20 protein-coding genes are annotated in these 21,764 nt (G+C 45.6%); 4 read left to right on the top strand and 16 right to left on the bottom strand.

Features of this window, described 5'->3' with window-relative positions; translation table 11 throughout:
* Positions 1-33 precede the first annotated feature (33 nt).
* The 4 genes from Q7C19_RS00985 to Q7C19_RS00970 form a co-directional block, all read right to left on the bottom strand.
* On the bottom strand, positions 34-1,464 hold the full coding sequence (locus Q7C19_RS00985) for an NAD(P)H-hydrate dehydratase (protein ID WP_375091430.1): 1,431 nt from the start codon (positions 1,462-1,464) through the stop codon (positions 34-36).
* Positions 1,465-1,559: 95 nt separating this feature from the next.
* Entirely contained in the window at positions 1,560-1,991 is a 432-nt protein-coding gene (locus Q7C19_RS00980; RefSeq protein ID WP_035409180.1) for a Fur family transcriptional regulator, read from the bottom strand.
* Positions 1,963-2,832 carry a metal ABC transporter permease gene (locus Q7C19_RS00975; protein WP_313489914.1) on the bottom strand — a complete coding sequence of 290 codons (870 nt, stop codon included), beginning with the start codon at positions 2,830-2,832 and terminating at the stop codon, positions 1,963-1,965. Before Q7C19_RS00975 ends, Q7C19_RS00980 begins: the two co-directional genes overlap by 29 nt.
* A complete protein-coding gene (locus tag Q7C19_RS00970; protein WP_035409184.1) occupies positions 2,829-3,596 on the bottom strand; it encodes a metal ABC transporter ATP-binding protein in 768 nt (255 codons plus the stop codon). Before Q7C19_RS00970 ends, Q7C19_RS00975 begins: the two co-directional genes overlap by 4 nt.
* A 215-nt stretch (positions 3,597-3,811) precedes the next feature.
* On the opposite strand from Q7C19_RS00970, the gene Q7C19_RS00965 reads away from it, so the two are divergent.
* The 3 genes from Q7C19_RS00965 to Q7C19_RS00955 are packed head-to-tail and all read left to right on the top strand — an operon-like array spanning position 3,812 to position 7,725.
* A complete protein-coding gene (locus Q7C19_RS00965) occupies positions 3,812-5,350 on the top strand; it encodes a Ppx/GppA family phosphatase (RefSeq protein ID WP_056060152.1) in 1,539 nt (512 codons plus the stop codon).
* Positions 5,347-7,500, top strand: coding sequence for an RNA degradosome polyphosphate kinase (locus tag Q7C19_RS00960; RefSeq protein WP_375091429.1), 2,154 nt, complete (start codon positions 5,347-5,349; stop codon positions 7,498-7,500). Before Q7C19_RS00965 ends, Q7C19_RS00960 begins: the two co-directional genes overlap by 4 nt.
* Before the next feature lie 54 nt (positions 7,501-7,554).
* Positions 7,555-7,725, top strand: coding sequence for a XapX domain-containing protein (locus Q7C19_RS00955; protein ID WP_023467523.1), 171 nt, complete (start codon positions 7,555-7,557; stop codon positions 7,723-7,725).
* Positions 7,726-7,845: 120 nt separating this feature from the next.
* On the opposite strand, the gene Q7C19_RS00950 is transcribed toward Q7C19_RS00955, so the two are convergent.
* The 5 genes from Q7C19_RS00950 to Q7C19_RS00930 form a co-directional block, all read right to left on the bottom strand.
* Complete coding sequence (locus Q7C19_RS00950) at positions 7,846-8,463, bottom strand: hypothetical protein (RefSeq protein WP_375091428.1); 618 nt, start codon at positions 8,461-8,463, stop codon at positions 7,846-7,848.
* A gap of 20 nt (positions 8,464-8,483) precedes the next feature.
* A complete protein-coding gene (locus tag Q7C19_RS00945; RefSeq protein ID WP_375091427.1) occupies positions 8,484-9,386 on the bottom strand; it encodes a deoxyribonuclease IV in 903 nt (300 codons plus the stop codon).
* Positions 9,387-9,484: 98 nt separating this feature from the next.
* A complete protein-coding gene (locus Q7C19_RS00940) occupies positions 9,485-10,837 on the bottom strand; it encodes a DEAD/DEAH box helicase (RefSeq protein ID WP_035409194.1) in 1,353 nt (450 codons plus the stop codon).
* Between the two features lie 47 nt (positions 10,838-10,884).
* Entirely contained in the window at positions 10,885-11,838 is a 954-nt protein-coding gene (locus tag Q7C19_RS00935; RefSeq protein WP_056060147.1) for a sugar ABC transporter substrate-binding protein, read from the bottom strand.
* Entirely contained in the window at positions 11,835-13,598 is a 1,764-nt protein-coding gene (locus tag Q7C19_RS00930; protein WP_035409197.1) for a two-component system sensor histidine kinase NtrB, read from the bottom strand. Before Q7C19_RS00930 ends, Q7C19_RS00935 begins: the two co-directional genes overlap by 4 nt.
* 145 nt (positions 13,599-13,743) lie before the next feature.
* Here Q7C19_RS00930 and Q7C19_RS00925 point away from each other — a divergent pair, with 145 nt between their 5' ends.
* Positions 13,744-14,691, top strand: a complete 948-nt coding sequence (locus tag Q7C19_RS00925) for a 4-hydroxy-3-methylbut-2-enyl diphosphate reductase (RefSeq protein WP_035409199.1) — start codon at positions 13,744-13,746, stop codon at positions 14,689-14,691.
* Between the two features lie 98 nt (positions 14,692-14,789).
* On the opposite strand, the gene Q7C19_RS00920 is transcribed toward Q7C19_RS00925, so the two are convergent.
* From Q7C19_RS00920 to ccpN, 7 genes are all read right to left on the bottom strand, one after another.
* Complete coding sequence (locus Q7C19_RS00920) at positions 14,790-15,902, bottom strand: Nif3-like dinuclear metal center hexameric protein (protein ID WP_035409201.1); 1,113 nt, start codon at positions 15,900-15,902, stop codon at positions 14,790-14,792.
* Positions 15,902-16,618 carry a tRNA (adenine(22)-N(1))-methyltransferase gene (locus tag Q7C19_RS00915; RefSeq protein ID WP_056060136.1) on the bottom strand — a complete coding sequence of 239 codons (717 nt, stop codon included), beginning with the start codon at positions 16,616-16,618 and terminating at the stop codon, positions 15,902-15,904. The genes Q7C19_RS00920 and Q7C19_RS00915 overlap by 1 nt, the downstream gene beginning before the upstream one ends.
* 119 nt (positions 16,619-16,737) lie before the next feature.
* Entirely contained in the window at positions 16,738-17,079 is a 342-nt protein-coding gene (gene cccA / locus Q7C19_RS00910; protein WP_056060134.1) for a cytochrome c550, read from the bottom strand.
* Positions 17,080-17,232: 153 nt separating this feature from the next.
* Positions 17,233-18,318, bottom strand: a complete 1,086-nt coding sequence (gene rpoD, locus Q7C19_RS00905; protein WP_023467512.1) for an RNA polymerase sigma factor RpoD — start codon at positions 18,316-18,318, stop codon at positions 17,233-17,235.
* A 34-nt stretch (positions 18,319-18,352) separates the two neighbouring features.
* Positions 18,353-20,149, bottom strand: coding sequence for a DNA primase (dnaG, locus tag Q7C19_RS00900; RefSeq protein WP_290748831.1), 1,797 nt, complete (start codon positions 20,147-20,149; stop codon positions 18,353-18,355).
* A 146-nt stretch (positions 20,150-20,295) separates the two neighbouring features.
* Positions 20,296-21,105 carry a pyruvate, water dikinase regulatory protein gene (locus Q7C19_RS00895; RefSeq protein WP_035409206.1) on the bottom strand — a complete coding sequence of 270 codons (810 nt, stop codon included), beginning with the start codon at positions 21,103-21,105 and terminating at the stop codon, positions 20,296-20,298.
* A gap of 12 nt (positions 21,106-21,117) precedes the next feature.
* Positions 21,118-21,747, bottom strand: a complete 630-nt coding sequence (gene ccpN, locus Q7C19_RS00890; RefSeq protein ID WP_029341036.1) for a transcriptional regulator CcpN — start codon at positions 21,745-21,747, stop codon at positions 21,118-21,120.
* Positions 21,748-21,764 lie beyond the last annotated feature (17 nt).

Below are 21,764 nucleotides of genomic sequence, written 5' to 3'. Positions count from 1 at the left end.
GTCGTGGAAGACTTTTCTCTAACATTTATTGTCCTATAACCCAAATCGTCCTAACTCTTCGATGACATCCGTTGCTAACAAACTACTTGGATGTAATCGTCGTTCAACTTGTTTTGAAGCACACGCATACCACTCCGCTCCTAGCGCTAGCGTTTTTTCGACATCTCCTGATGGATGTTGCGCAAGGAGACTCGTTAAAATTCCAAACAAGGTATCCCCGCTTCCTCCCTTTGCGAGACCACTCGATGCACCAGAGATGACAAACCCACCTCCATTTGGTTTAGCGATTAAAATGACATGGGATTTCAAAACGACAGTTACTTGATGCAAGACGGCATACTCAGTTGCTTGACCGAATAGATCATCTTGAATACTTGCAACAGTCTGATTCGTCATCCGAGCGAATTCGCCAATATGCGGTGTGACGATGATCGGCGCGGTTCGTTCTGGGTAACTTTCTTTTATTAGTGCTCCGGCATCTAATACTACCGGTAAATCACTCTCAAGTAGATGATCCACCCATGTTTCGGCTACTTCTTGCGATAAACCAGGACCGATTCCAACTGCTGATATGGAAGATAGCACGTTCTGAATCGCCGGTAACGTCTGGTCCACGACCATCGCTTCCGGTGCTTGGACGACGATCCCCTGTTTCGCAAGTGACGTCGTCGCGACTTGTAGTTTACCGACTCCCGTTCTTAGGGCTGCCCGTGTCGCAAGTTGAATGGATCCCGGCATCGTGTCACTTCCTCCAATCAATAATGCCGTTCCGTATGTCCCCTTGTGACCGTATGGTTCCCGCTTAAACAAGGAAGCCAGATCCTTCGGTGAGACGCGCCATTCACCAAAAGCCGGTAATCCGATATCTAGCGTTTCTGATTCTCCATAAAACGGTGCCGTCCGTATCAAAAAGGTAGATCGTTTCATCGCATGCAATTGAAATGTCGCATCTGCTCGAATCGCTATCTCTTTGAATCCTATAGTATGGTCCGTCGGCACACCGCTCGGTATATCTATTGCATAGATGCGTGCTCCTTGCTGCTTTTGTTCCGATACGAATGTACACTGCGCCTCGAATTCTGGAGTAATCCGACCTGGATCAAATCCAGTACCGTATAAGGCATCCAAAATGACATCATATCGACCACATGGTTTTTCGGCTACAAGTCCGAACGCTTCTGCATAATGAGTATGAATCGTTGCAATATCCGAACGACTCTTTCCAAACGGAGTGAATAGCGTGACATCGAATCCGTCACGTATCAGTTCGCGACCAATGACATAACCATCCCCACCATTATTGCCGGTTCCACACAAAATTAGTATTCGTTCCCTCTTCGAATGGCGCGTTTTAATCCGTGTTGCGATCTGACTTCCGGCTCGCTCCATTAACACCTCGAGCGGTAGCCCAGATGTCCGTGCCCACTCATCAATTTGTCGTGCTTCCTGTGTATCATAAATCATCATCTCATCACCTCTGTTCGACTATTCCCGTTTTAATCAGGACTAGTCGTATAAAAACAAAAAAGAGAACGTCCCGAATGGACGTTCCCTTCTATTTAAGACGTCAAGCGTTGACAATTCGCACAACGTCCATAGATTTCAAATTTATGATCTTCGACTTCAAAACCAGTCTCTTGAGCGGGTGAAATCCACTCCATCGGGCAGACATTCAACGTCTCCGTCTTGCCGCAGATTCGGCATATCAAATGATGATGGTGATGACCGGAAGCACAGGCAGCCCGATATTTCATCTCACCGTCTAATTCCGTCACTTCTAATAAGTCGATTTCCGAAAAATCATTCAAGTTTCGATAAATCGTATCATAACTTAACGAAGGATGAGACGTCCGGAGAGCTTCTGCCACTTCCCGCGCACTGACATACCGATTCACTTCAAACAGATACGATAGCAAATCCAGACGTTTCGGTGTCATTTTAAACCCAGAAGCCTTCATTCGTTCACGCGCTTGTTCGATGTTCGTCTTCATGTGTTTTACCTCCTATCCAAAAACGTTCTAATAGCATGACGATGATCAGTTCGAGCACGGCAAGTAGGACAATCATTCCGCCGGGTGCTAAATCAAACTGATAAGCCAGGATGAGTCCAAGTACTGTTGCAACCTCACCGAAGATGATAGCTAAAAAGATCGTCGTCTTAAAACTTTTTGCAATTCGAAGTGCTGCCGCAACCGGCAACGTGATTAAGCTCGAGACAAGTAAAATCCCGACGATTCGCATACTAATCGCGATCACAAGCGCAACGACGATCATAAAGAGAATGTGAACTAAACGAAGTCGGATTCCCGAGACACGTGCCTGTTCCTCGTCAAATGAGAGGAACAACAATTCCTTATAAAAGGCAAAGACGAAGATGACGACCACGACCGTCACGATAAGAATCGTGTACACATCCGTTAAGGCAACAGCCGAAACCGTTCCAAATAAGAAGGAGACGAGATCCATTGAAAAACCGTTCGCAAGACTAATGAATGTCGCACCGAGCCCCATCCCTGTTGCCATGATGATCGGAATCGCGAGTTCTTGAAAATGCTTATATTTAGCGCGCAACCAATCAATCGTCAGTGCCGCGATGACCGACGTCACGATTCCTAAGTACAGTGGATTTAAGTCCGCTAATTGCGCGACCATACCAGAAATCAAGAGACTGAGTGCAATCCCAGCTAACGTGACGTGCGAAAGTGCATCTGCGATCAGGCTCATCCGCCGGACGACGACGAACGAGCCAATCAATGGGGCCGTGAATCCAATTAAAATGGCAGCCACTAAAGCATACTGTAAAAATTTTAACGTCATGAATGCTTCGATCATTGGACACTCTTCCCTTCGTGAACGAGGACACGTCCCGGAACTGGATAGAGGGAGCGGATCGTCTGTTCATCTAGTTCCCAATACTCTTTAATGCCACAGTTACAACCTAAACGTCCATCGACCAAATGAATGACATCCGTGACGAGTTTGCTGACGAAATGGATATCATGTGTCACAAGGACGAACGTTCGCCGTTTATCTCGACGCAGTTCTTCAAGAATTTCATAAAATTCTTTCACGTATCGCTGATCGACACCAACAGTTGGTTCATCTAAGATCATTAAGTCTGGATCGTTGACGAGCGCACGCGCGATGAAGACGCGTTGTTGTTGACCGCCGGACAAGTCGCCGACTTTTGAATCACGGCGTTCCCACATTCCGACTGTTTCAAGGGCAGTCCGTACTTTGTCTCGATCATCGCGTGACAAACGACGAAAAAGTCCTTTTTTAGCATACAACCCCATCTCGACGACTTCTGCGACAGTTACCGGGAAACCCGAGTTAAACGAAGCTGCTTTTTGCGAGACATAGCTGATTCGCCACCATTCATTGAATTGCGATTGGGGTTGTCCGAATAAGCGAATCGTTCCTTTCGGTTGCAATAAACCTAAGATACATTTGATCAGCGTCGATTTCCCAGATCCATTTTCCCCGACGATTGCTAAGAATTGTCCTTGTTGAACCTGAAACGAAACTTGATTCAATACTCGGCGATCTGGATAATCATAGCTGACTTGATCAATCTCGATGATTGGTGTTTCCATTTATTTTCACTCCTTCCGTTTTCGTAAAACGGAATAATTACGTCTTAATCAACTGTCTTATTATAGCGTTCGCTAATTATTGGTGCAACTCTAGCAACTTCCTATCCTCCTTTGAAAATAATCAAGGTACAATAAAGACAGAAACTAGCTGTTTCCGGCTTGTTCAGGAAGGGAAATCTTTTAATGCACGCATCGCAGAGAGGAGTCGAGGTCACTTGAAACAAGAACTTGCAGTTATCGATATCGGTTCCAACTCAATTCGTTATGTCATCTTCCATCCGATCGCTTCTGGTCGTTACATCGAGAAGATTAACATTAAAGTCGTCGCGCGTTTATCTGCTCATATCAATAAAGACGGAGCACTTGACGACGCAGGCATCTCGTTACTCGAAGAAACGTTACATCGATTTTACGAAGTCGGTGTCACCCATGAGGTCGAGGAGACGATTTGTGTCGCGACCGCTGCTATTCGTAATGCGACGAATCGAGAAGCAATTGTTAAATCCGTTACTGAAAACACACCTTTTTCCATTCAGGTTCTAACAGACGAACAAGAAGCATACTATGGTTATTTTGCTATCATCAATTCGACCTTCCTGACAGATGGGTTTTCTGTCGACATCGGCGGTGGTTCCATGGAAGTCACCTTGATCGAAAATCGCGAGATGGTAGCGTATCATAGCTTTCCATTTGGCGCCGTCACATTGACACGGCAATTCGTTTCCGACGAGACACTTAGTGCAAGTGATAAGAAGAAGTTGGTGAAATTCTTACGGGAACAATTCGAATCGATACCATGGCTAAGTGATAAAAAGCTTCCTTTAATCGGTGTCGGTGGTTCTGCCCGAAACTTCGTTCGTATCCATCAATCCAATCAGGATTATCCGCTTCGGAGCGTTCATCAATATCAAATCAAGGCGAAGGAACTCGCGAAGATGGTCGATGATCTGGAAGGGAAATCAGCGAAACAGCTATCGAAAATCGAAGGGTTATCAAAGGATCGAATCGATATTTTCCTGCCGGCATTGATTGCGATCCAAGGGTTAGCTCAACACATCGAAGCGGAAGAATTCATCATGAGCAATCTCGGTCTTCGTGAAGGTCTTGTTTACGAGTTCGACGTGCAGGACGAAGCATACCGCCGGATTGAAAACGTACGTGAGCAGAGCCTCTATCAGCTTGAAAGTGATTATAAGGTCAATCGTGATCGTGCGTCGTATATCGGAACACTTGCTAAATCGATGTACCGTCAACTCGTCACGTTAGACCTGGTATCAGAACGAGCGTCCGATTTACGCCTCCTCGATTCCGCAAGTCGTTTGTTTTATTGCGGTCAATACATTAATCCGGATACGCGATCAGACCAAACGTTTTATTTGTTGACGAACACCGAAATGAATGGCATGACGCACAAGGATCGCGTTGCGCTCTCCCTTGTCAGCTCCTATTCTTCAGCGAAACGGATGCAACAATTAGCAAAGCCGTTCAAAGAATGGTTCACGGAAGAATCACTGGACCGCTTCGACTTACTCGGTTCTTTACTCAAGTTAAGCCATGCCCTCGACGTGACGGAACGAAAAGCTGTCGATCATTTGGAACTGTTCCTTAAAAAGGACCAACTCCAATTCGTCCTCGATACAGGCGATCACGATTATGGATTTGAAGTCGAAAAAGCCGAAAAACAAAAGAAACACCTGGAACGAATCATTGATTGTACGATTACCTTCGAAACGAAAGGAGATCTTCCTTCATGAAGCTCGACATACCGGAACATTTCAATAATCGTGAGCTCAGCTGGCTCCAGTTCAACGAACGTGTACTGGGTGAAGCTTTTGACACACGCAATCCATTAATGGAACGTTTTAAGTTTCTCGGTATCTTTAGTTCCAATTTAGACGAGTTCTATATGGTAAGGGTCGGTGGCTTAAAGGATGAAGTGCTCGCTGGGTTCAATAAACCGGAAAATAAACAACAGATGACACCTAAACAACAGTTACGTGCGATCGCGTTGAAAACAAAAGAGTTAGTCGATCGGCAATACGAAGCATTTCAAGCAATCAATCAGACGTTATCAGATGAAGGCATTACATTCTTAAAATACGACGCCCTGACTTCAGAACAAACGACCTATGTAAAATCCTTTTTCCGTGAACAAGTCTTTCCGGTACTCACGCCTGTTGCTGTCGATGCCTATCGTCCGTTCCCGATGTTGTCTTCAAAATCACTTAACATCGCAACGGTTCTTGAAGCAGAAGACGGGACGAAACGAAATTTGGCACTCGTACAAGTACCTGCTGTTTTACCGCGATTCGTCGATTTACCGGTAGAAGATGACGAGACGACGGCTGTCATTTTACTCGAAGACGTCATCATCGCCTTCATTGACAGTTTATTTAAAGGCTATCGCGTGTTGTCTGCCATGCCATTTCGGATCACCCGGAATGCCGACCTTCCGTTTCACGAAGAAGGGACACACGATTTATTGAAGTTAATCGAAAAGGAATTAAAAAAACGGCGTTGGGGGGTAGCAATTCGACTTGAAGTCCAAAAAGCTGCCATCAATACTGAGCTACTCAACATGCTACGTGATGTACTTGATTTGCAGGAACGCGATATCTTTGCTGTGGATGGTCCGATTGATTTGACGTTCTCCTTCGCCTTCTACAGTCAAATCGGTGTTGAATATGATCATTTGATCTATCAGACGATCATGCCGGTCGACCCACCCGCACTCGATAGTTCAAAAAATCTGTTCAATCAATTACTGGAACGCGACTATCTCTTGCATCATCCGTATCATACGTTTGATCCTATCGTCCGGTTCATCGTCCAAGCGGCTAATGATCCGAACGTTCTTGCCATCAAACAAACCCTTTACCGCGTATCTGGTGACTCACCGATCATTAAAGCCTTAAAAACAGCAGCCGAGAACGGGAAACAGGTCACTGTCCTCGTCGAACTCAAAGCTCGATTCGATGAGGCGAAGAACATCGAGTGGGCAAAGCAGCTAGAAAAAGCCGGCGCTCATGTCATCTACGGATATAGTGATTTAAAGACACACTCGAAGATCACGCTCGTCGTCCGACTCCACGAAGGAAAGATTCAGCGTTTCGTCCATCTTGGTACCGGCAACTATAATGATTCGACGGCGAAACTATACACGGATGTCGGATTATTGACGGCTCGAGAAGAAATCGCCGAAGATGCGACAAACTTCTTTAACTGGTTGTCCGGATACGGGGAACAACCCGAATGGAACGTCATCCAAACTTCACCGAACGCGATGCTTGAGAAGTTCCTGTCATTGATTGATGAAGAAATCCATCATCATCAAAAACACGGAAACGGACGAATCGTCGCCAAGATGAATAGTTTAACGGAGAAAGACATCATCTTACGTCTCTATAAGGCATCGCGCGCCGGTGTACAAGTCGAACTTATCGTTCGTGGCGTCTGTTGTCTGCGTCCTGGCATTCCAGGTGTTTCGGAGAACATTCGCGTCATCTCGATCGTTGATCGTTATTTGGAACATTCACGCATCTTCTACTTCCATCACAACGGGCAGGATTTGATGTATGGGTCAAGTGCTGACTGGATGACACGCAACATGCGAAAACGGATTGAAATCTTGTTCCCGATTATGGACGAAGAACATAAACAATATCTAAAGGATTGTCTCGCCCTCGCCCTTGCTGATAATGTCAAAGCGCGTGAGCAGACAGCCGCTGGATCCTATGATTACGTTAAAGACGGAAAACAGAGCTGCGAATCACAGTTGCTGATTCTAGATTATACGAGCGGCAAATTAAAACAAAAACCAAGTTTTACAGCTCCATTGAAACAAAAGTGGATCACAATCGAAAAGAAGGATGACAAAGTCATTCTTGATCAAAATGCCACCTGACATTTAAGATATACTTTACTTCAAATGCTGATTACAGCAGAAAGGACGAAATGTATGCTTCAGCAAATCTTGTTATCCCTTCTCGCAGGCGTCATCTGCGGAGTCGTGTTCACCGCATTGAAATTACCAATCCCTGCTCCACCCGTTTTCCCAGCCGTCGTCGGGATCTTTGGTGTCTTCCTTGGGATGAAAATCTATCTGTTTTTAGTAGAACGCTTTTTCTAATCTAAATGAAAACAGTTCTCTTTACTGCCAGCGCAGATAGAGAACTGTTTTTTTGATTCTTTTAAGGTTTTAATGATTGGATGATCAGTCATACGAGCTCTGCTTGAATAGAAAAAGCTTTTACTCACTCTCTTCCGTCGCCACCGCCGTATCCATAGCATGCAACATCCGTTGATGTAACCACCGGTGACATGTCGGACACACCGTCTGGTATCCTTCTGATGTCAAATGCCATTCGAGTAACGACTGCCTAGACTCCTCACAATGAACACATTGACGCGCAATTTGTTCTAGATGATTTCGCTCCTTGAAGCGCTCGATTCGACGTTGTTTAGATTGTTCGAGTGTCAGCACATCGGTTTCGAAATACCCATACTGCCATGAATCAAGCAGACGTGTGCGAAACGCGCTTTCGACTGGTCCGGTTTTAAGACTAAGTTGATCGAGTGGTCGTCCAAGTAACGGATGTCGTAAATCCACACTGATGAGATCAAGACATACATAAGACCCTTCCGAATCGTCAGCAACGGTCAACCAAAACGGATCCTCTGGACGTGTCGTATACTCCGTGAACAAGACTTCTGCATACGCAATGATTCCATCAGACGTCGCAAGAAATACTTCTTCTCCCTCTGCCAGATCTGCCGGCAAATAAAACGGTTCCTTTGTTTCATAATAGTGGACAACAGCTTGTCGTATCGCAAAATTAGTCTCATCGACGACGAGTATATGACACATCACTGACACCCCTTTATGAGTTATTCGACCGGTGCTCCTAGAATCGGTAGACGCCAGTCTGCATCAAATGCACCCGAACGTAACATATCGATTTCTTGTTTATACGGTGCTACTTTTTTCTTTGGATCGAGACCAATGTAAGGTGTCTCTAGAATTTTGGGTAAATGAGCCAGGGCAGGATGATGCACGACACGGTGTAAGGCATCAAATCCAATCTCACCAAAACCAATATTTTCGTGACGGTCTTTCCGCGCACCGCGGACATTTTTCGAGTCATTCACATGGATGACACCAAGACGATCCAGTCCGACGATTCGGTCGAATTGTTCGAGAACACCATCTAGGTCGTGCACGATATCGTATCCCGCATCATGCACGTGGCATGTATCAAGACAGACGGACAGACGATCATGATGTGTGACGCCTTCAATGATCTGAGCAAGTTCCTCGAAGGTTTTTCCGATTTCCGATCCTTTTCCAGCCATCGTCTCAAGCGCGATCTTCACCTGCTCTTCGCCTGTCAATACTTCATTGAGTCCTTCAACGATCCGTTTGATTCCAACCTCTTCCCCAGCACCTACATGCGCACCTGGATGCAATACGATGTGTCGTGCTTTCTCTAGAGCTTCTGCTCGTTTGATCTCAGCTCCTAAAAACGAAACCGCGAGTTCGAATGTCTCGGGTTTTGTCGTATTCCCCAGGTTGATGATATACGGGGCGTGTACGACGATTTCTTCAATCCGATTCGCACTCATATGTTGCAACGCTTCCGGAATTCGTAACTCTTCCATCGGCTTACGGCGTGTATTTTGAGGTGCTCCTGTATAGACCATCATCGTCGTTGCACCATAAGACGCTGCTTCCTCACTGGCACCTAACAGCATTTTTTTCCCCGAAACGGAGACGTGTGAACCTATTTTCATGTTGTTTTCCACCTTTCTCTTTTTACAGTGTACCAAATCTTGAAAACGACAAGACACCCGAAAAATGTTTTTTCATTTCACGGGTGTCATCAATGGAGTTATTTTGATTTGCGGGCGTTTTCTTTACGTTGCGCGCGACCGACACCACGTTGTTCTTTGATGCGTTCACGTTTTGCTGTTTCTTTCAGCTTATATTGATGTTTCTTCTTATAACCTGGTTTAACACGTTTTTTCGCTTTTGCTGCTTCACCCGAAAGGCGACTATGCGCTGTCTTCGAGACGGCAGTCTTCATGTGCGGCTTCGCACGGCGGCGTTCTTTGACTTCGACGATTTGACTGCCTTTGACATCGACGTTCGTAAATTGAATGCCACGATCCTCTAAGCGATTGATCATACCGTTCTCGTGATCTTCAAACAGCGTGTACGCCAATCCATCTTGATCGACACGACCTGTCCGACCAACACGGTGAACGTAGAAGTCCAAGTCTTTCGGAATACCATGGTTGATGACGTGTGAGACACCTGAAATATCGATTCCACGTGCAGCAAGATCCGTCACGATGACATACTGGTACTTCGCATCGTTGATTTCCTTGATCGCTTGTTTCCGGCGACGAGCCGGGAGATCACCGTGAAGAGAACCAACATTAAGTCCTGCTTCTAGGAACAAAGCTTCGACTTCGATTGCTTCTGCTTTTGTGTTCGTAAAGATCAGACAGATATAAGGGTTCAACGCTTTCGCGACTTTTAGCGTCAACTCTGAGCGCTCACGGTGCTTGACTGGAATCGTATGGTGAACGATTTTCTTCGCTGTCTGCTGTTTCGGATCCACATGGGCGTAACGCGGGTTGTTCATGTATTTTTTCAAAAACGGTTGCAATTTCTCAGGAATCGTTGCTGAGAAGACCATCATCTGAAGCTGTTCTGGAAGAGCTTGAGCAATCCGGTCAACTTCTGGCAAGAATCCCATATCGAGCATTTGATCCGCTTCATCGATGACGTAGTGCTTCACGAAATGCGGCTTCAATGCCTGTTCCTTGAATAAATCTAAAATACGTCCCGGTGTTCCGATGACGATTTGTGGCGAGACTTTAACACGACCAATTTGACGTTCGCGATCCATCCCACCTGTAATGAGACTCGTTTTGATGAAGTCAGGTTCTTTCACGAGTAACGATTTTAGTTCTTCATGGATTTGCCAAGCGAGTTCACGCGTCGGAGCAACGATGATCGCTTGTAATTCTTGAAGCTTCGGATCGACGTTTTGAACGATTGGAAGAAGGAACGATAACGTTTTTCCTGTTCCTGTTTGTGATTGACCGATGATATCGCGTCCCTTTACTGCAGCTGGGATGATCCGCGACTGAATGTCGGTCGGTTTTGTGATGCGGGCGTCATCGAGTGCTTCGATGACGAACGGGTGTAATTGATAATGGCTGAATCCATTCATGAATTGACACCGTCCTTTCCTTATTTGCTGAGGCATCTGCCTCTCGATTAGTTCAACATGGTTATGGGTCTACTACCGTCATACAGATAGGAGTACGTATAAAAACGATTTGGAATCTTTTTGTTTTTCGTATGAAGCTTCAATGCACTGAAGGCGACTTTCATCATCTCATCAGCACTCTGGACGACCGTCGCATCCATCGATTTCATGTCAACAGCTTCTAATATAGCACGATTCCCGTCTATGCCGACAATTATTTTTCCTTTGATGCCTGCTTTTTTCAATGCTTCGAGGACACCGAGCGCGATATCGTCATTATGACAATAGACGGCATCAAACGGAATTCCTGACTCAATCACCTGCGTCATAACCTTTTCTGAAGTGATGGGGTCATAATCCCCATTCACGGATTCGACAATCTGAAGTTCCGGCTCACGCTCAAGACCAGTCAAAAATCCTCGGTGTCGTTCATTCGTTGTATTGACGTTTGCTGTCCCTGCGACTTCAATGATATTGGCGGTAGCTCGTCCCGTCTGCTTGATACGTTCGTGTTTAATGAATGATGCAAGTTGTTCCCCAATCAATTGATTATTTGAAGTGATTGAACTGACGACTGCATCGGAACGAATCAATCGATCGATGGCAAAAACCGGAATCCCGGCACGAGCCGCTTCTTCTAATGTATTAGCGATATAGACGTCATCTAGTGTCGTCACGAAGATCGCATCGACTTTCATCCGAATGAACTCTTGAATCTGCTCCCGTTCATTGATGCGTGAGTTATGGGAAGTCGTGACGACCGCTTCGTATTTATTGATTTTTGCCTGCGTTTTAAACGCATCTACGAGCCGTTGTGCGAACTCATGCTTATCATTCACGATCGTAAATCCAACGAGATGACGTCGTGGACTAGGATCTGGATTGACGAACAAGTTGGAAATGAACAGAACGGATGAAATCCAGACAATCAGGACGAATAACCAGGCCTTATTGAATTTCATTCCATTTGCTCCTTTCGTGGCAAGTGAACTTGAATCGTCGTACCGACGCCCGGCTTACTATCAAAGATCATTTTCCCTTTATGATCACGGACGATTTGTTTCGACATGAAGATCCCAAGTCCATTTCCGTCGACTTTCGATGTTTTGAATGCTTGACCGACATGTTCGATTTGATCTCCGTCCATACCGATTCCGTTATCCTGAACAATGAATACGACCTCTTCTGGATAGACATGGACATGCAGATGACATATGCCGTCCGGTCCTTTAAACGCAACAGCTTGTAGGGCATTTCGGACACAGTTTGCTAAAATTTGTAAGATTCCCTCTTCTGACGCATAAATCTTCGGCATAAAGGATGGTGTATAAATCTTGCAGTCCGCCTCGTAATGATGCGCTTCAGCTTCGAGGATATATGTCAATTTCTTCATTAAATCATTCATATCAATCGTCGTTTTTTGAAGCGCATTGTTCTCACCTTTTGACAGATCGAGCATCGTTTGAATCATACCATTCGCCCGATCGAGTTCTGATAAAGCAAGAACGAGCATTTCTGCATTACGATCTTTTTCCGTCGCTAACAACTGTAAGGTCATCTTAACAGGCGTCAATGGATTACGGATTTCGTGTGCGATTCCTGCTGCTAATTGACCGAGCGATGCTAATTTTTCTTGATGTAACATCGTTTGTTGCTGACTCAATTGCTCAAGACGCGCATTTTCCATCCGTTGTGCATACTCGTTATAGGCGGCAACGAGTGTCTTGACCTCATTAGATCCCGCTCGCTCAAGAACGATCGGTTTGGGTGAGGTGCTTTTCTCGATCTTATTTACAAGTTCAAGCATCGGCGCGGTCAACTGCTTCGACATCAAATAGCCGACAATTAGACTGAGGACAAGCGTTAAAGCCGCGATGATCAAATATTGTTGTCGTGTCGTATAGACCGGTTCATAAAAAACATTTCGCGGCGTTCGAACGAGTATTTTCCAATCCGTCACTTTCAAATCTTTCGCAAAGTAATACATATCTTGATTCGTACTAAAAATCTCGGAAGGTTCTAGCGATTTAAAAGCACGGTCAACCACACTTCTCGATAATACGCGCTCTTCATCTGTCACGAGATTACTGGATGTGGCTAACAATTGTTTTTTACTATTGAAGAGGTAAGCAATGGTCTGATCGTCGAACGATTCAAGTGAATTTCGAAAAACAATCGAATTCATGACGCTTAATCCACCACCAAAGACTCCGACACGCTCATTGCCGTCTCGAATCGGGACGAACATGTACGTGACAGCATCTGACTCCATCGTATATAGCTTGCTCATATGAAAATCCGTACTCGTCAACGTTTGCACAAAATCATCGTCTTTTAGGATGGTACTATTCTCCACTCGACGATCATCGCTTGAGAACCAGGTGATTTGTTTCGTCTTTCGGTCAAAATAAAAGAGACTTTTAAACCCTGTATCAATGTCTAACAATTTAGACTCCTCAATTTTCCGACTCAACTTTTTAGGGTTTTTGACATTCAACTGCAAGCTCATGATTTCTTCATGCAAATTCCCGACATTGTCGCGAATCGCATTCCCAGAGACTTCAACACTTTTTTCACTCTGTTTCTCTGTTTGTTGTTCGACTCGGGAAATCGTGACCCGGTCTGCAGTGAAGGCAAGCGCTGAAATGACAAGACAAATCAGGATGAATAAGACGGCGGTGATTTGGAAAAAATACGACCGCATCATTTTCTTTGACTCCATCCCTTCGCCTCCCTTTTGAATAATTGACAACTTCATTAGTATAGCATGTTCTGTGGCTGAAACAGACTTCTCTATTTTCATTCAGCTTCAATCAATGGTACACTCTAACTAATCATTCTTTTTCACAAAGGGAGAATCTATAACTATGCTAGTAAAAAAAATCAGCCCCCGCGGCTATTGTTACGGTGTCGTCGACGCAATGAAACTTGCACAACAAGCGGCATTGAATAAAGATTTGCCACGTCCGATCCATATTTTAGGGATGATCGTCCACAATGCTCACGTCACACGTGAGTTCGAAAACATGGGCGTCATCACTGTTGATGGTCCTGATCGCCTCGAAGCCTTAGAGACGATTCAAGAGGGAACGGTCATCTTTACAGCACACGGTATTTCACCTGCTGTTTATGCTCGTGCTGCAGAGAAGAACTTACACGTCGTCGATGCGACGTGTCCTGACGTAACGCGTACCCACGACTTGATTCGTCAAGTCGTCGCAGATGATTACGAAGTCATCTACGTCGGGAAACATGGGCATCCGGAGCCTGAAGGTGCCGTCGGCGTAGCGCCGGAACATGTTCACCTCATCGAAAAAGTCGAAGATATCGATGAACTTCCTCCTCAGCTTGCTCATAAAAAAATCATCGTCACGAACCAGACAACGATGAGTCAATGGGATGTCCAAGCTTTGATGGAACACGTTCGGAAAAAATATCCGCATGTGGAAGTACACAATGAAATCTGTAACGCAACACAAGTCCGACAAGAAGCGGTAGCGGATCAAGCAGGAGACTGTGATCTCGTCATCGTCGTCGGTGACCCACGTTCGAACAACTCGAACCGTTTGGCCCAGGTATCCTTTGATATCGCAGGAACTCCTGCACATCGAATCGGCGATTTAACGGAGCTTGATTTATCATGGCTTGAAGGTGTACAGCAAGTCGGCGTCACATCAGGTGCATCGACGCCAACACCGATCACGAAAAAAGTCATCGACTTCTTACAACAATATGATCCTACTGATATTAGTACGCATGACAAGACACCATTCCTTGAACTAAGACGGATTTTGCCTAAAGTCAAAGTACTTTAATCCTAACAATCGATACAGCAAAACCGAGTCGCGATTATCATTCGCGACTCGGTTTTTTACTGCTCAAAAGATACCCTTAGCGTACTCGATTCGTTGCCTCACAAAAACTGAAACGGATTCGTATTCGCTGTTGAAATTAGTAGTTCAACGTCGATTTTTTTCTGATCGAATCGGCGCTTCAATTCGTTGACGACGCCTTCTTTCATGACCGACTCTACATGATGTCCGGGATCAACGACCGCTAGTCCAAGTGCCATCGCATCATGGGCGACATGAAAATAGAGATCACCCGTGACAAGGACATCGGCTCCGGCAAAAGCTGCTGTCGAGACATATTTATTCCCATCGCCACCGAGAACAGCGACTTTATTGATCTCCCGTGATTCGTCTCCAACGAAACGCAAGTTTTGAACACCAAACACCGTCCGAACGTGCTCTGCAAATGCTCGCAACGTCATGGGTTTCGGCAATCGACCTATCCGTCCGAGACCAAGTGGCGCTGCCGGACGTTCCTGCTTTATGAGATCATAGGCTACCTCTTCGTAAGGATGTGCCTGCTTCATCGCTCGAATGACTTGTTTCTGATCCAATTCCGTCACGATCGTCTCAATTCGGACTTCAGAAACCCGCTCGAGTTGATTCGCTTCACCGATATATGGCGTAGCCTCAGGCGACGGTCGGAATTGCCCAGTTCCATTGACATGAAACTGGCAGTCACTATAATCCCCTTCTTGCCCGGCTCCTGCTTTTGCAAGTGCTGTCGAGACACGCTCTGCAGCTTCTGTTGGTACAAAAACGCTCAACTTGTAGCGCGTATTTTCAAATGTGGGGGCGAGAACTTCACATGACTCAAGACCGATTGCCTCTGCCATCCAATCATTGACCCCTCCTGGTGTCACATCAAGGTTCGTATGCGCAGCGTACACCGCAATATCGTGCTTGATACATTTTGTGACGATGCGTCCTGTTGCGGAACGATCCGTCACATTCGCTAACTTGCTAAAAATCGGTGGATGATGCGCGATGATGAGATCAACCTTTTTTTCAATCGCTTCATCAACGACAGACTCCAAGACATCAAGTGTCACGAGCACACGTTTTACGTCCTTGTTCAACGTTCCAATATGCAAACCGATCGGATCACCCTCGAGCGCGAATTTTTTCGGAGCGAATGCTTCAAACTGCTCAATGACATAATTCCCATTCGCCATCAGCTTGTCACCTCTTCCATCTTTTGAATCAATCGTTCGATCGCTATGATTTTTTCAGATAAGATTTCCGTAGTTTGTCCTTGTTTCATCTGCTCCAAAATATACTGACGTTTTTGTTTTTCCATTTGCCACTTTGCAATGAATTCTGGCGCTCGCTCTCGCATCAACTGCGGACCAAAGAAGAGTTCCCATTGTCGTGTTGTTTCATCTTCCGAATATAAGGTTTCTTCGCCACGTTCCGCGACAAGGATTTCATAAATCTTCCCATTCTCCTCGACGATGGCTTCTGACAATAAGGCATACGAATGTGCGAGTAACCAGTTTCGGACATCGACTGCATCGACATTCGGTTGTAGAATCAAACGTTCTTCTCCCGACAATCGATCTTTCCCTTCTTCAAGGATTGAGGCAATCAATGTTCCACCCATTCCCGCGATCGTGATCGCTGTCGCTTCTCCCGGTTTCAATACCGATAGACCACTCCCGAGACGGACATCAATTTGGGACTCGAGTCCTACAAGTGCCACTTGTCCTTTTGCGGCTTCCATCGGTCCTTCATTCACTTCCCCCGCGATGGCGCGTTCGATTTTATTTTGTTGGATACAAAAACACGGTACGAATGCATGATCCGAACCAATATCTGCAAGGATGGCTCCTTGTGGAATATACGACACGACTTTTTGGAGTCGTTGATCCAATACGACGTTCATTTGCATCTTCTTCATCCTTCCTATTTTCCGAAAACTCTCTTTTAAAATAGCGGATTTACAGTAAAAAAGAAACCATCCGCCCATAAAAAAACATCCATCTCGTAACGAGATAGATGCTCTTGTTCTTATTTCTTAGCAGCTAACCATTTAGCTAGAACAGCTGCTTCTTCGTCATTCGCAAGACCGCCAGGCATTTGCCCTTTACCGTTCATTGCGATGTCCTTGATTTCATCTTCTTTCAGCTTCGCGCCGATCTTTGTTAAGTTCGGACCAACGCCGCCTTCTAAGTTTCCACCGTGACATCCTGTACATCCTTTAGATGCAAACAAGTCTTCTGGCTTCATTTCTGCAGTTGACGGCCCTTTGCGAGCTTCCTTCACCTGATCGACCCCAAAGTAAGACAATGAAATCATTGCGATGATGGCGATGACTGCGATCGCCGCAAACGGTACTAATGGATTACGCATTTGGATTCCCCCCATATTCTATACCCAACCAAGTTGGTGACTGAATGGTATTCCCCGTTACTATTCTACTGTAAAAAAAACGGGGAAGGAAGAAAAAAACGAAACTTTTTTCTCCCTTCCCACTAAAATTTCATATATTCTTCACACTTTGAATTAATCGAGGAAGTCTTTCAAGCGTTTTGAACGACTTGGATGACGAAGTTTCCGAAGTGCTTTTGCTTCGATTTGACGAATCCGCTCACGCGTGACGCCAAACACCTTGCCGACTTCTTCGAGTGTTCGAGTCCGACCATCATCAAGTCCGAAGCGAAGACGAAGGACGTTTTCTTCACGATCCGTGAGTGTATCTAACACATCTTCGAGTTGCTCTTTTAAGAGTTCATATGCAGCAGCATCCTGTGGTGCTGTCGCATCTTGATCCTCGATGAAATCGCCGAGGTGTGAATCGTCTTCTTCCCCGATCGGTGTCTCAAGAGAAACCGGCTCTTGCGCAATTTTCAGGATTTCACGAACTTTTTCCGGCGTGATTTCCATCTCTTTCGAAATCTCTTCCGGTGAAGGTTCGCGTCCGAGATCTTGTAAAAGTTGACGTTGGACACGAATCAATTTATTGATCGTCTCAACCATATGAACCGGAATCCGGATCGTCCGTGCTTGGTCGGCGATCGCACGTGTGATCGCTTGACGAATCCACCACGTTGCATACGTCGAGAATTTATATCCCTTCGTATAGTCGAATTTCTCGACCGCCTTGATCAGACCCATGTTACCTTCTTGAATCAAATCAAGGAACAACATACCGCGTCCGACATACCGTTTAGCGATCGAAACGACGAGACGTAAATTTGCTTCCGCTAGACGTTTTTTCGCTTCCTCATCGTTTTGTTCGATTCGTTTCGCGAGTTCAACTTCGTCTTCTGCATTCAACAAATCCACGCGTCCGATTTCTTTTAGATACATCCGGACAGGGTCATTGATCTTAACGCCGGGTGGAACAGACAAATCGTTCAAATCCGCCTCTTCCTTTTCATCTCCTGTACCGTCATTGTTAACCTTGATACCTTCTGTTTCGAGCAACTGAAGGAATTCCTCGAATTGCTGAGCATCCATTGATTCGAACGAACTCAGTTTGTCTTCGATTTTCTGGTGCGACAATTCACCATTCTTATGTCCGAGCGCGATGAGTTCCTCTTTCGCGAGACGGAGTAATTCAGCTTCTGATCTTGCTTTTTCTGCCATCGAACCATACACTCCTTCCACATCATGCAGCAGGTCATCGATCTTTTAAACGACGCTTTCGTTCAATGATCGCCTGCATCAGTTCCGCTTGGGCACGGATATCTGTTTGTTGATTCAATCGTGATTTTTCTTCTTCGAGCAATCGACGTTGCTGTTCGTTCTGGACGGCACGAATGTAATGACTGAGTAAGTCAGGATCATATTCAGGCATCAGCATGAACTCTAGATCCACTACGATTCGTTGCAGGGAAGCATCATGGAGCATCGTCAAAAAACGATCGGAACTTCCTTGCGTACCTGTCCCGTAAAATTCATATAACTTGCCGGCAATCAATTGATGTGCCGGATCATTGAATTGGACACCCAGCTGCTCACGCACTTCTAGACATACTTCTTCGGAACGGATCATGTAGGCAAGCAAGAAGCGTTCTGCCTTTTTCCAGTTCGCGAACGTTCGATCAGGAGGTGCTGTCGGTACAGCGGTCGGGCGATCGGAAACGATTTGTTCTCTTTTCGGTTGTTGGACGGTTGGACGCACTTGTGCGATCAAGGAATCTTTCGAGAGTTTAAATTCCTCAGAAAGTTTTCCTAAATAGATGTCCCGTAACAACGGATTGGATGTTCGACCAATCTCTTCAAGCATAGTTTCAATATATCGAACGCGTTCTCCTTCTAATCGCAAGTTTTTTCCTTGTCGAAAATAAAAAGATTTGAATTCAAGACTTGAAACCCGTTTTTGTTCGATCCAGTGTAAAAACGTCTCTTCTCCCTGGTTCCCAATAAAAGAGTCAGGGTCTTCGCCATCCGGTAAGCGGATGACGGAACAGTCGACAGCAACGGCCTCAAGCAACTGTAAGGCTTTTAGCGTCGCAGCGCGTCCTGCTTTGTCTCCGTCATAACAAACAATGACTTCATCGACGATGCGTGCCAGGTTTTGGGCATGAACAGGCGTTAACGCTGTTCCTAAAGAAGCTACCGTATAAGGTATACCCGCTTGAGCAACACGCACAACATCAAGATTTCCCTCAACAAGGACGACTTGTTTAATTTTACGCATCGCCCCTCGTGCTTGAGCAAATCCAAATAACAGTTCACTTTTATTGAACAAAGGGGTTTCCGCTGTATTAACATACTTTGGGTCACGACCGTCAATCGAACGGCCACTAAATCCGACGATCGTGCCATCACGATCGGAAATAGGGAACACGACCCGACCGTTGAATCGATCTCGATAATCACCATCACGTCCGATTGAAATCAATCCCGCTTCGACCATCTCATCTAAATCAAACCCACGTCGTGCCAAGGAATCCACTGTAAAACGATCTTGATCCGGTGCATACCCGAGTCGAAACTCACGCATCGCCCCCTCGCGTATACCGCGATTTTCTAAATAGATTCTTCCGGCGTCGCCTGCTTCCGTTTGAATCAGCACCTCGTGATAGAGCTCGGTGACGATTCGATGCGCTTCGCGCATGCGGAACTTCTTTTCCTGTTCAGGCGTCGATTCCGACTGCTCGAATCGGTCTGGTTCTAGCTCTGGAAGTGTGACGTCGCTTCGGTCGGCTAATTTCGAAACGGCTTCCTTGAAACTCATTCCTTCTGTTTCCATGACGAAAGTAATTGCATTTCCTCCTGCACCACATCCAAAACAGTAGTACATCCCTTTATCAGGAGAAACAGAAAAGGAAGGTGATTTCTCAGAATGAAACGGGCAAAGCCCTGAATATCGATTCCCTTGTTTTTTTAATTCTACACGTTCTGAAATCAATTCGACGATGTCCGTTGCTTGGCGGACCTGATCGACGATTTCATCAGGAATTCGCTTCATTCCGTCCTCTCCCCTTTCCTTGAGAACTTATCCTTACATGACCATACCCGCAATGAAACGGAACGATGACTCGTTCCGTTTCATTAGAAAAAGGGCATTATCTCATTTATCAGCTAAACAAGTATACTATGTTCCTGACTGCTTGACTAGTCATGCGCTTTCCCGGAAATTCCGGTCAAAATCAAATTCGCCGTCTCTTCGACTGCTTTATTCGTCACATCAATAATTTGGCATCCGATTCGTTCATATAAATTCCGTGCGTATTCAAGTTCCCGATTGATTCGGTCCATCTGCGCATAGGCTGCTTCAGGTTTGAGTCCTAATGAACGCAATCGTTCCATTCGGATATCGATCAACTTTTCCGGTGAGATGAGTAGTCCAAAACATTTTTCTTTTGGAATATCGAATAGCTCTGCCGGTGGAATCGATTCGGGTACGAGTGGTACATTTGCTACTTTATATCGCTTTAAGGCTAAATACTGCGAGAGCGGCGTTTTAGATGTACGCGACACACCGATCAAAACGATATCGGCGCGTTTAATTCCTTTTGGATCACGTCCATCGTCATACTTAACAGCGAATTCGACCGCTTCGATTTTCCGGAAATATTCCTCATCTAAGCGATAGATTAATCCAGGTTCTTCCTTCGGTTGCATCTGCAAACGGTCTTCCATCGTGTCAAGCAATGGACCAAGTAGATCAATCGCCTTTACACCGTGGGCACGCGCTGTGTCTGCAAGCAAACGACGATGCGTCGCATGAACGATCGTAAAAGCGATCGTTGCTTGTTCTTCTTTTGCATGAAGAACCAAGTCATAAATGACTTGATCATCATCGACGAACGGAATGCGGACCGTTTCGATGGCTTGTTCCGGGAACTGAATAGCAGCTGCGCGGACGACGAGTTCACACGTCTCTCCGACAGAATCACTCACGACATAAATCCGTTGACGCATCAGGAGCCCCCCTTAAATTTCTTCATCACGTGCTAAAGCGACCAACACTTTCGTCATGTTCGTTTTCGTCATTCGACCGACGACTTTCAAGACCCCGTTCTCTTCTTCGACGACTGGCATCGAATCAATCTGTTTTTCGATCAGTTTCATGCCGGCACCAATTAACGTTTCCGATTTTTCACAGACTGTCAAATTTGGCATTCGTGTCATGATGATATTGACCGGTAACGAGTCTAATTCTTGATTACCGATTGCCGCACGTAGAAAATCCTTACGTGATAGCACACCGACCAACGCATGGTCCTTGCTGACGACAAACAACGAACCGACATCTTCTAGGAATAAATGGACGATTGCATCATACACAGTCATCCCTTCATGAATGACCTTTGCTGATGACATGAATTCGCCGACGGTCAAGGTGTCCAGTTTCTCATGAAGCATGGAAGCATTTTTCTTTCCGACATACATATAGCCGACACGTGGGCGCGCTTCTAACATGCCGGTCATCGTTAAAATCGACAAATCAGGTCGTAACGTCGCTCGTGTCAGGGAGAGCGCTGCAGCAATCTGCTCTCCCGTGATCGGACCATTCTCTTTGACGATTTGGAGTATCTTTTTTTGCCGTTCATTTAACTTCATCGGCTCATCCGTCCTTT

It is taken from the genome of Exiguobacterium sp. PHA03 (assembly GCF_041945985.1).
Classification (GTDB): Bacteria; Bacillota; Bacilli; order Exiguobacteriales; family Exiguobacteriaceae; genus Exiguobacterium_A.
This window is presented reverse-complemented; position numbering and strand designations above follow the sequence as displayed.

Excerpts from the sequence above, each read along its gene's own strand:
- dnaG (WP_290748831.1), bottom strand. The coding sequence starts at position 20,149 with ATGAAGCGAATTCCTGATGAAATCGTCGATCAGGTCCGCCAAGCAACG.
- Q7C19_RS00970 (WP_035409184.1), bottom strand. The coding sequence starts at position 3,596 with ATGGAAACACCAATCATCGAGATTGATCAAGTCAGCTATGATTATCCA.
- Q7C19_RS00915 (WP_056060136.1), bottom strand. The coding sequence starts at position 16,618 with ATGCAAATGAACGTCGTATTGGATCAACGACTCCAAAAAGTCGTGTCG.
- Q7C19_RS00920 (WP_035409201.1), bottom strand. The coding sequence starts at position 15,902 with ATGGCGAATGGGAATTATGTCATTGAGCAGTTTGAAGCATTCGCTCCG.
- Q7C19_RS00935 (WP_056060147.1), bottom strand. The coding sequence starts at position 11,838 with ATGAAATTCAATAAGGCCTGGTTATTCGTCCTGATTGTCTGGATTTCA.
- cccA (WP_056060134.1), bottom strand. The coding sequence starts at position 17,079 with ATGCGTAATCCATTAGTACCGTTTGCGGCGATCGCAGTCATCGCCATC.
- ccpN (WP_029341036.1), bottom strand. The coding sequence starts at position 21,747 with ATGAAGTTAAATGAACGGCAAAAAAAGATACTCCAAATCGTCAAAGAG.
- Q7C19_RS00975 (WP_313489914.1), bottom strand. The coding sequence starts at position 2,832 with ATGATCGAAGCATTCATGACGTTAAAATTTTTACAGTATGCTTTAGTG.
- Q7C19_RS00980 (WP_035409180.1), bottom strand. The coding sequence starts at position 1,991 with ATGAAGACGAACATCGAACAAGCGCGTGAACGAATGAAGGCTTCTGGG.
- Q7C19_RS00945 (WP_375091427.1), bottom strand. The coding sequence starts at position 9,386 with ATGAAAATAGGTTCACACGTCTCCGTTTCGGGGAAAAAAATGCTGTTA.
- rpoD (WP_023467512.1), bottom strand. The coding sequence starts at position 18,318 with ATGGCAGAAAAAGCAAGATCAGAAGCTGAATTACTCCGTCTCGCGAAA.
- Q7C19_RS00950 (WP_375091428.1), bottom strand. The coding sequence starts at position 8,463 with ATGTGTCATATACTCGTCGTCGATGAGACTAATTTTGCGATACGACAA.
- Q7C19_RS00930 (WP_035409197.1), bottom strand. The coding sequence starts at position 13,598 with ATGGAGTCAAAGAAAATGATGCGGTCGTATTTTTTCCAAATCACCGCC.
- Q7C19_RS00925 (WP_035409199.1), top strand. The coding sequence starts at position 13,744 with ATGCTAGTAAAAAAAATCAGCCCCCGCGGCTATTGTTACGGTGTCGTC.
- Q7C19_RS00985 (WP_375091430.1), bottom strand. The coding sequence starts at position 1,464 with ATGATTTATGATACACAGGAAGCACGACAAATTGATGAGTGGGCACGG.
- Q7C19_RS00955 (WP_023467523.1), top strand. The coding sequence starts at position 7,555 with ATGCTTCAGCAAATCTTGTTATCCCTTCTCGCAGGCGTCATCTGCGGA.
- Q7C19_RS00960 (WP_375091429.1), top strand. The coding sequence starts at position 5,347 with ATGAAGCTCGACATACCGGAACATTTCAATAATCGTGAGCTCAGCTGG.
- Q7C19_RS00940 (WP_035409194.1), bottom strand. The coding sequence starts at position 10,837 with ATGAATGGATTCAGCCATTATCAATTACACCCGTTCGTCATCGAAGCA.
- Q7C19_RS00895 (WP_035409206.1), bottom strand. The coding sequence starts at position 21,105 with ATGCGTCAACGGATTTATGTCGTGAGTGATTCTGTCGGAGAGACGTGT.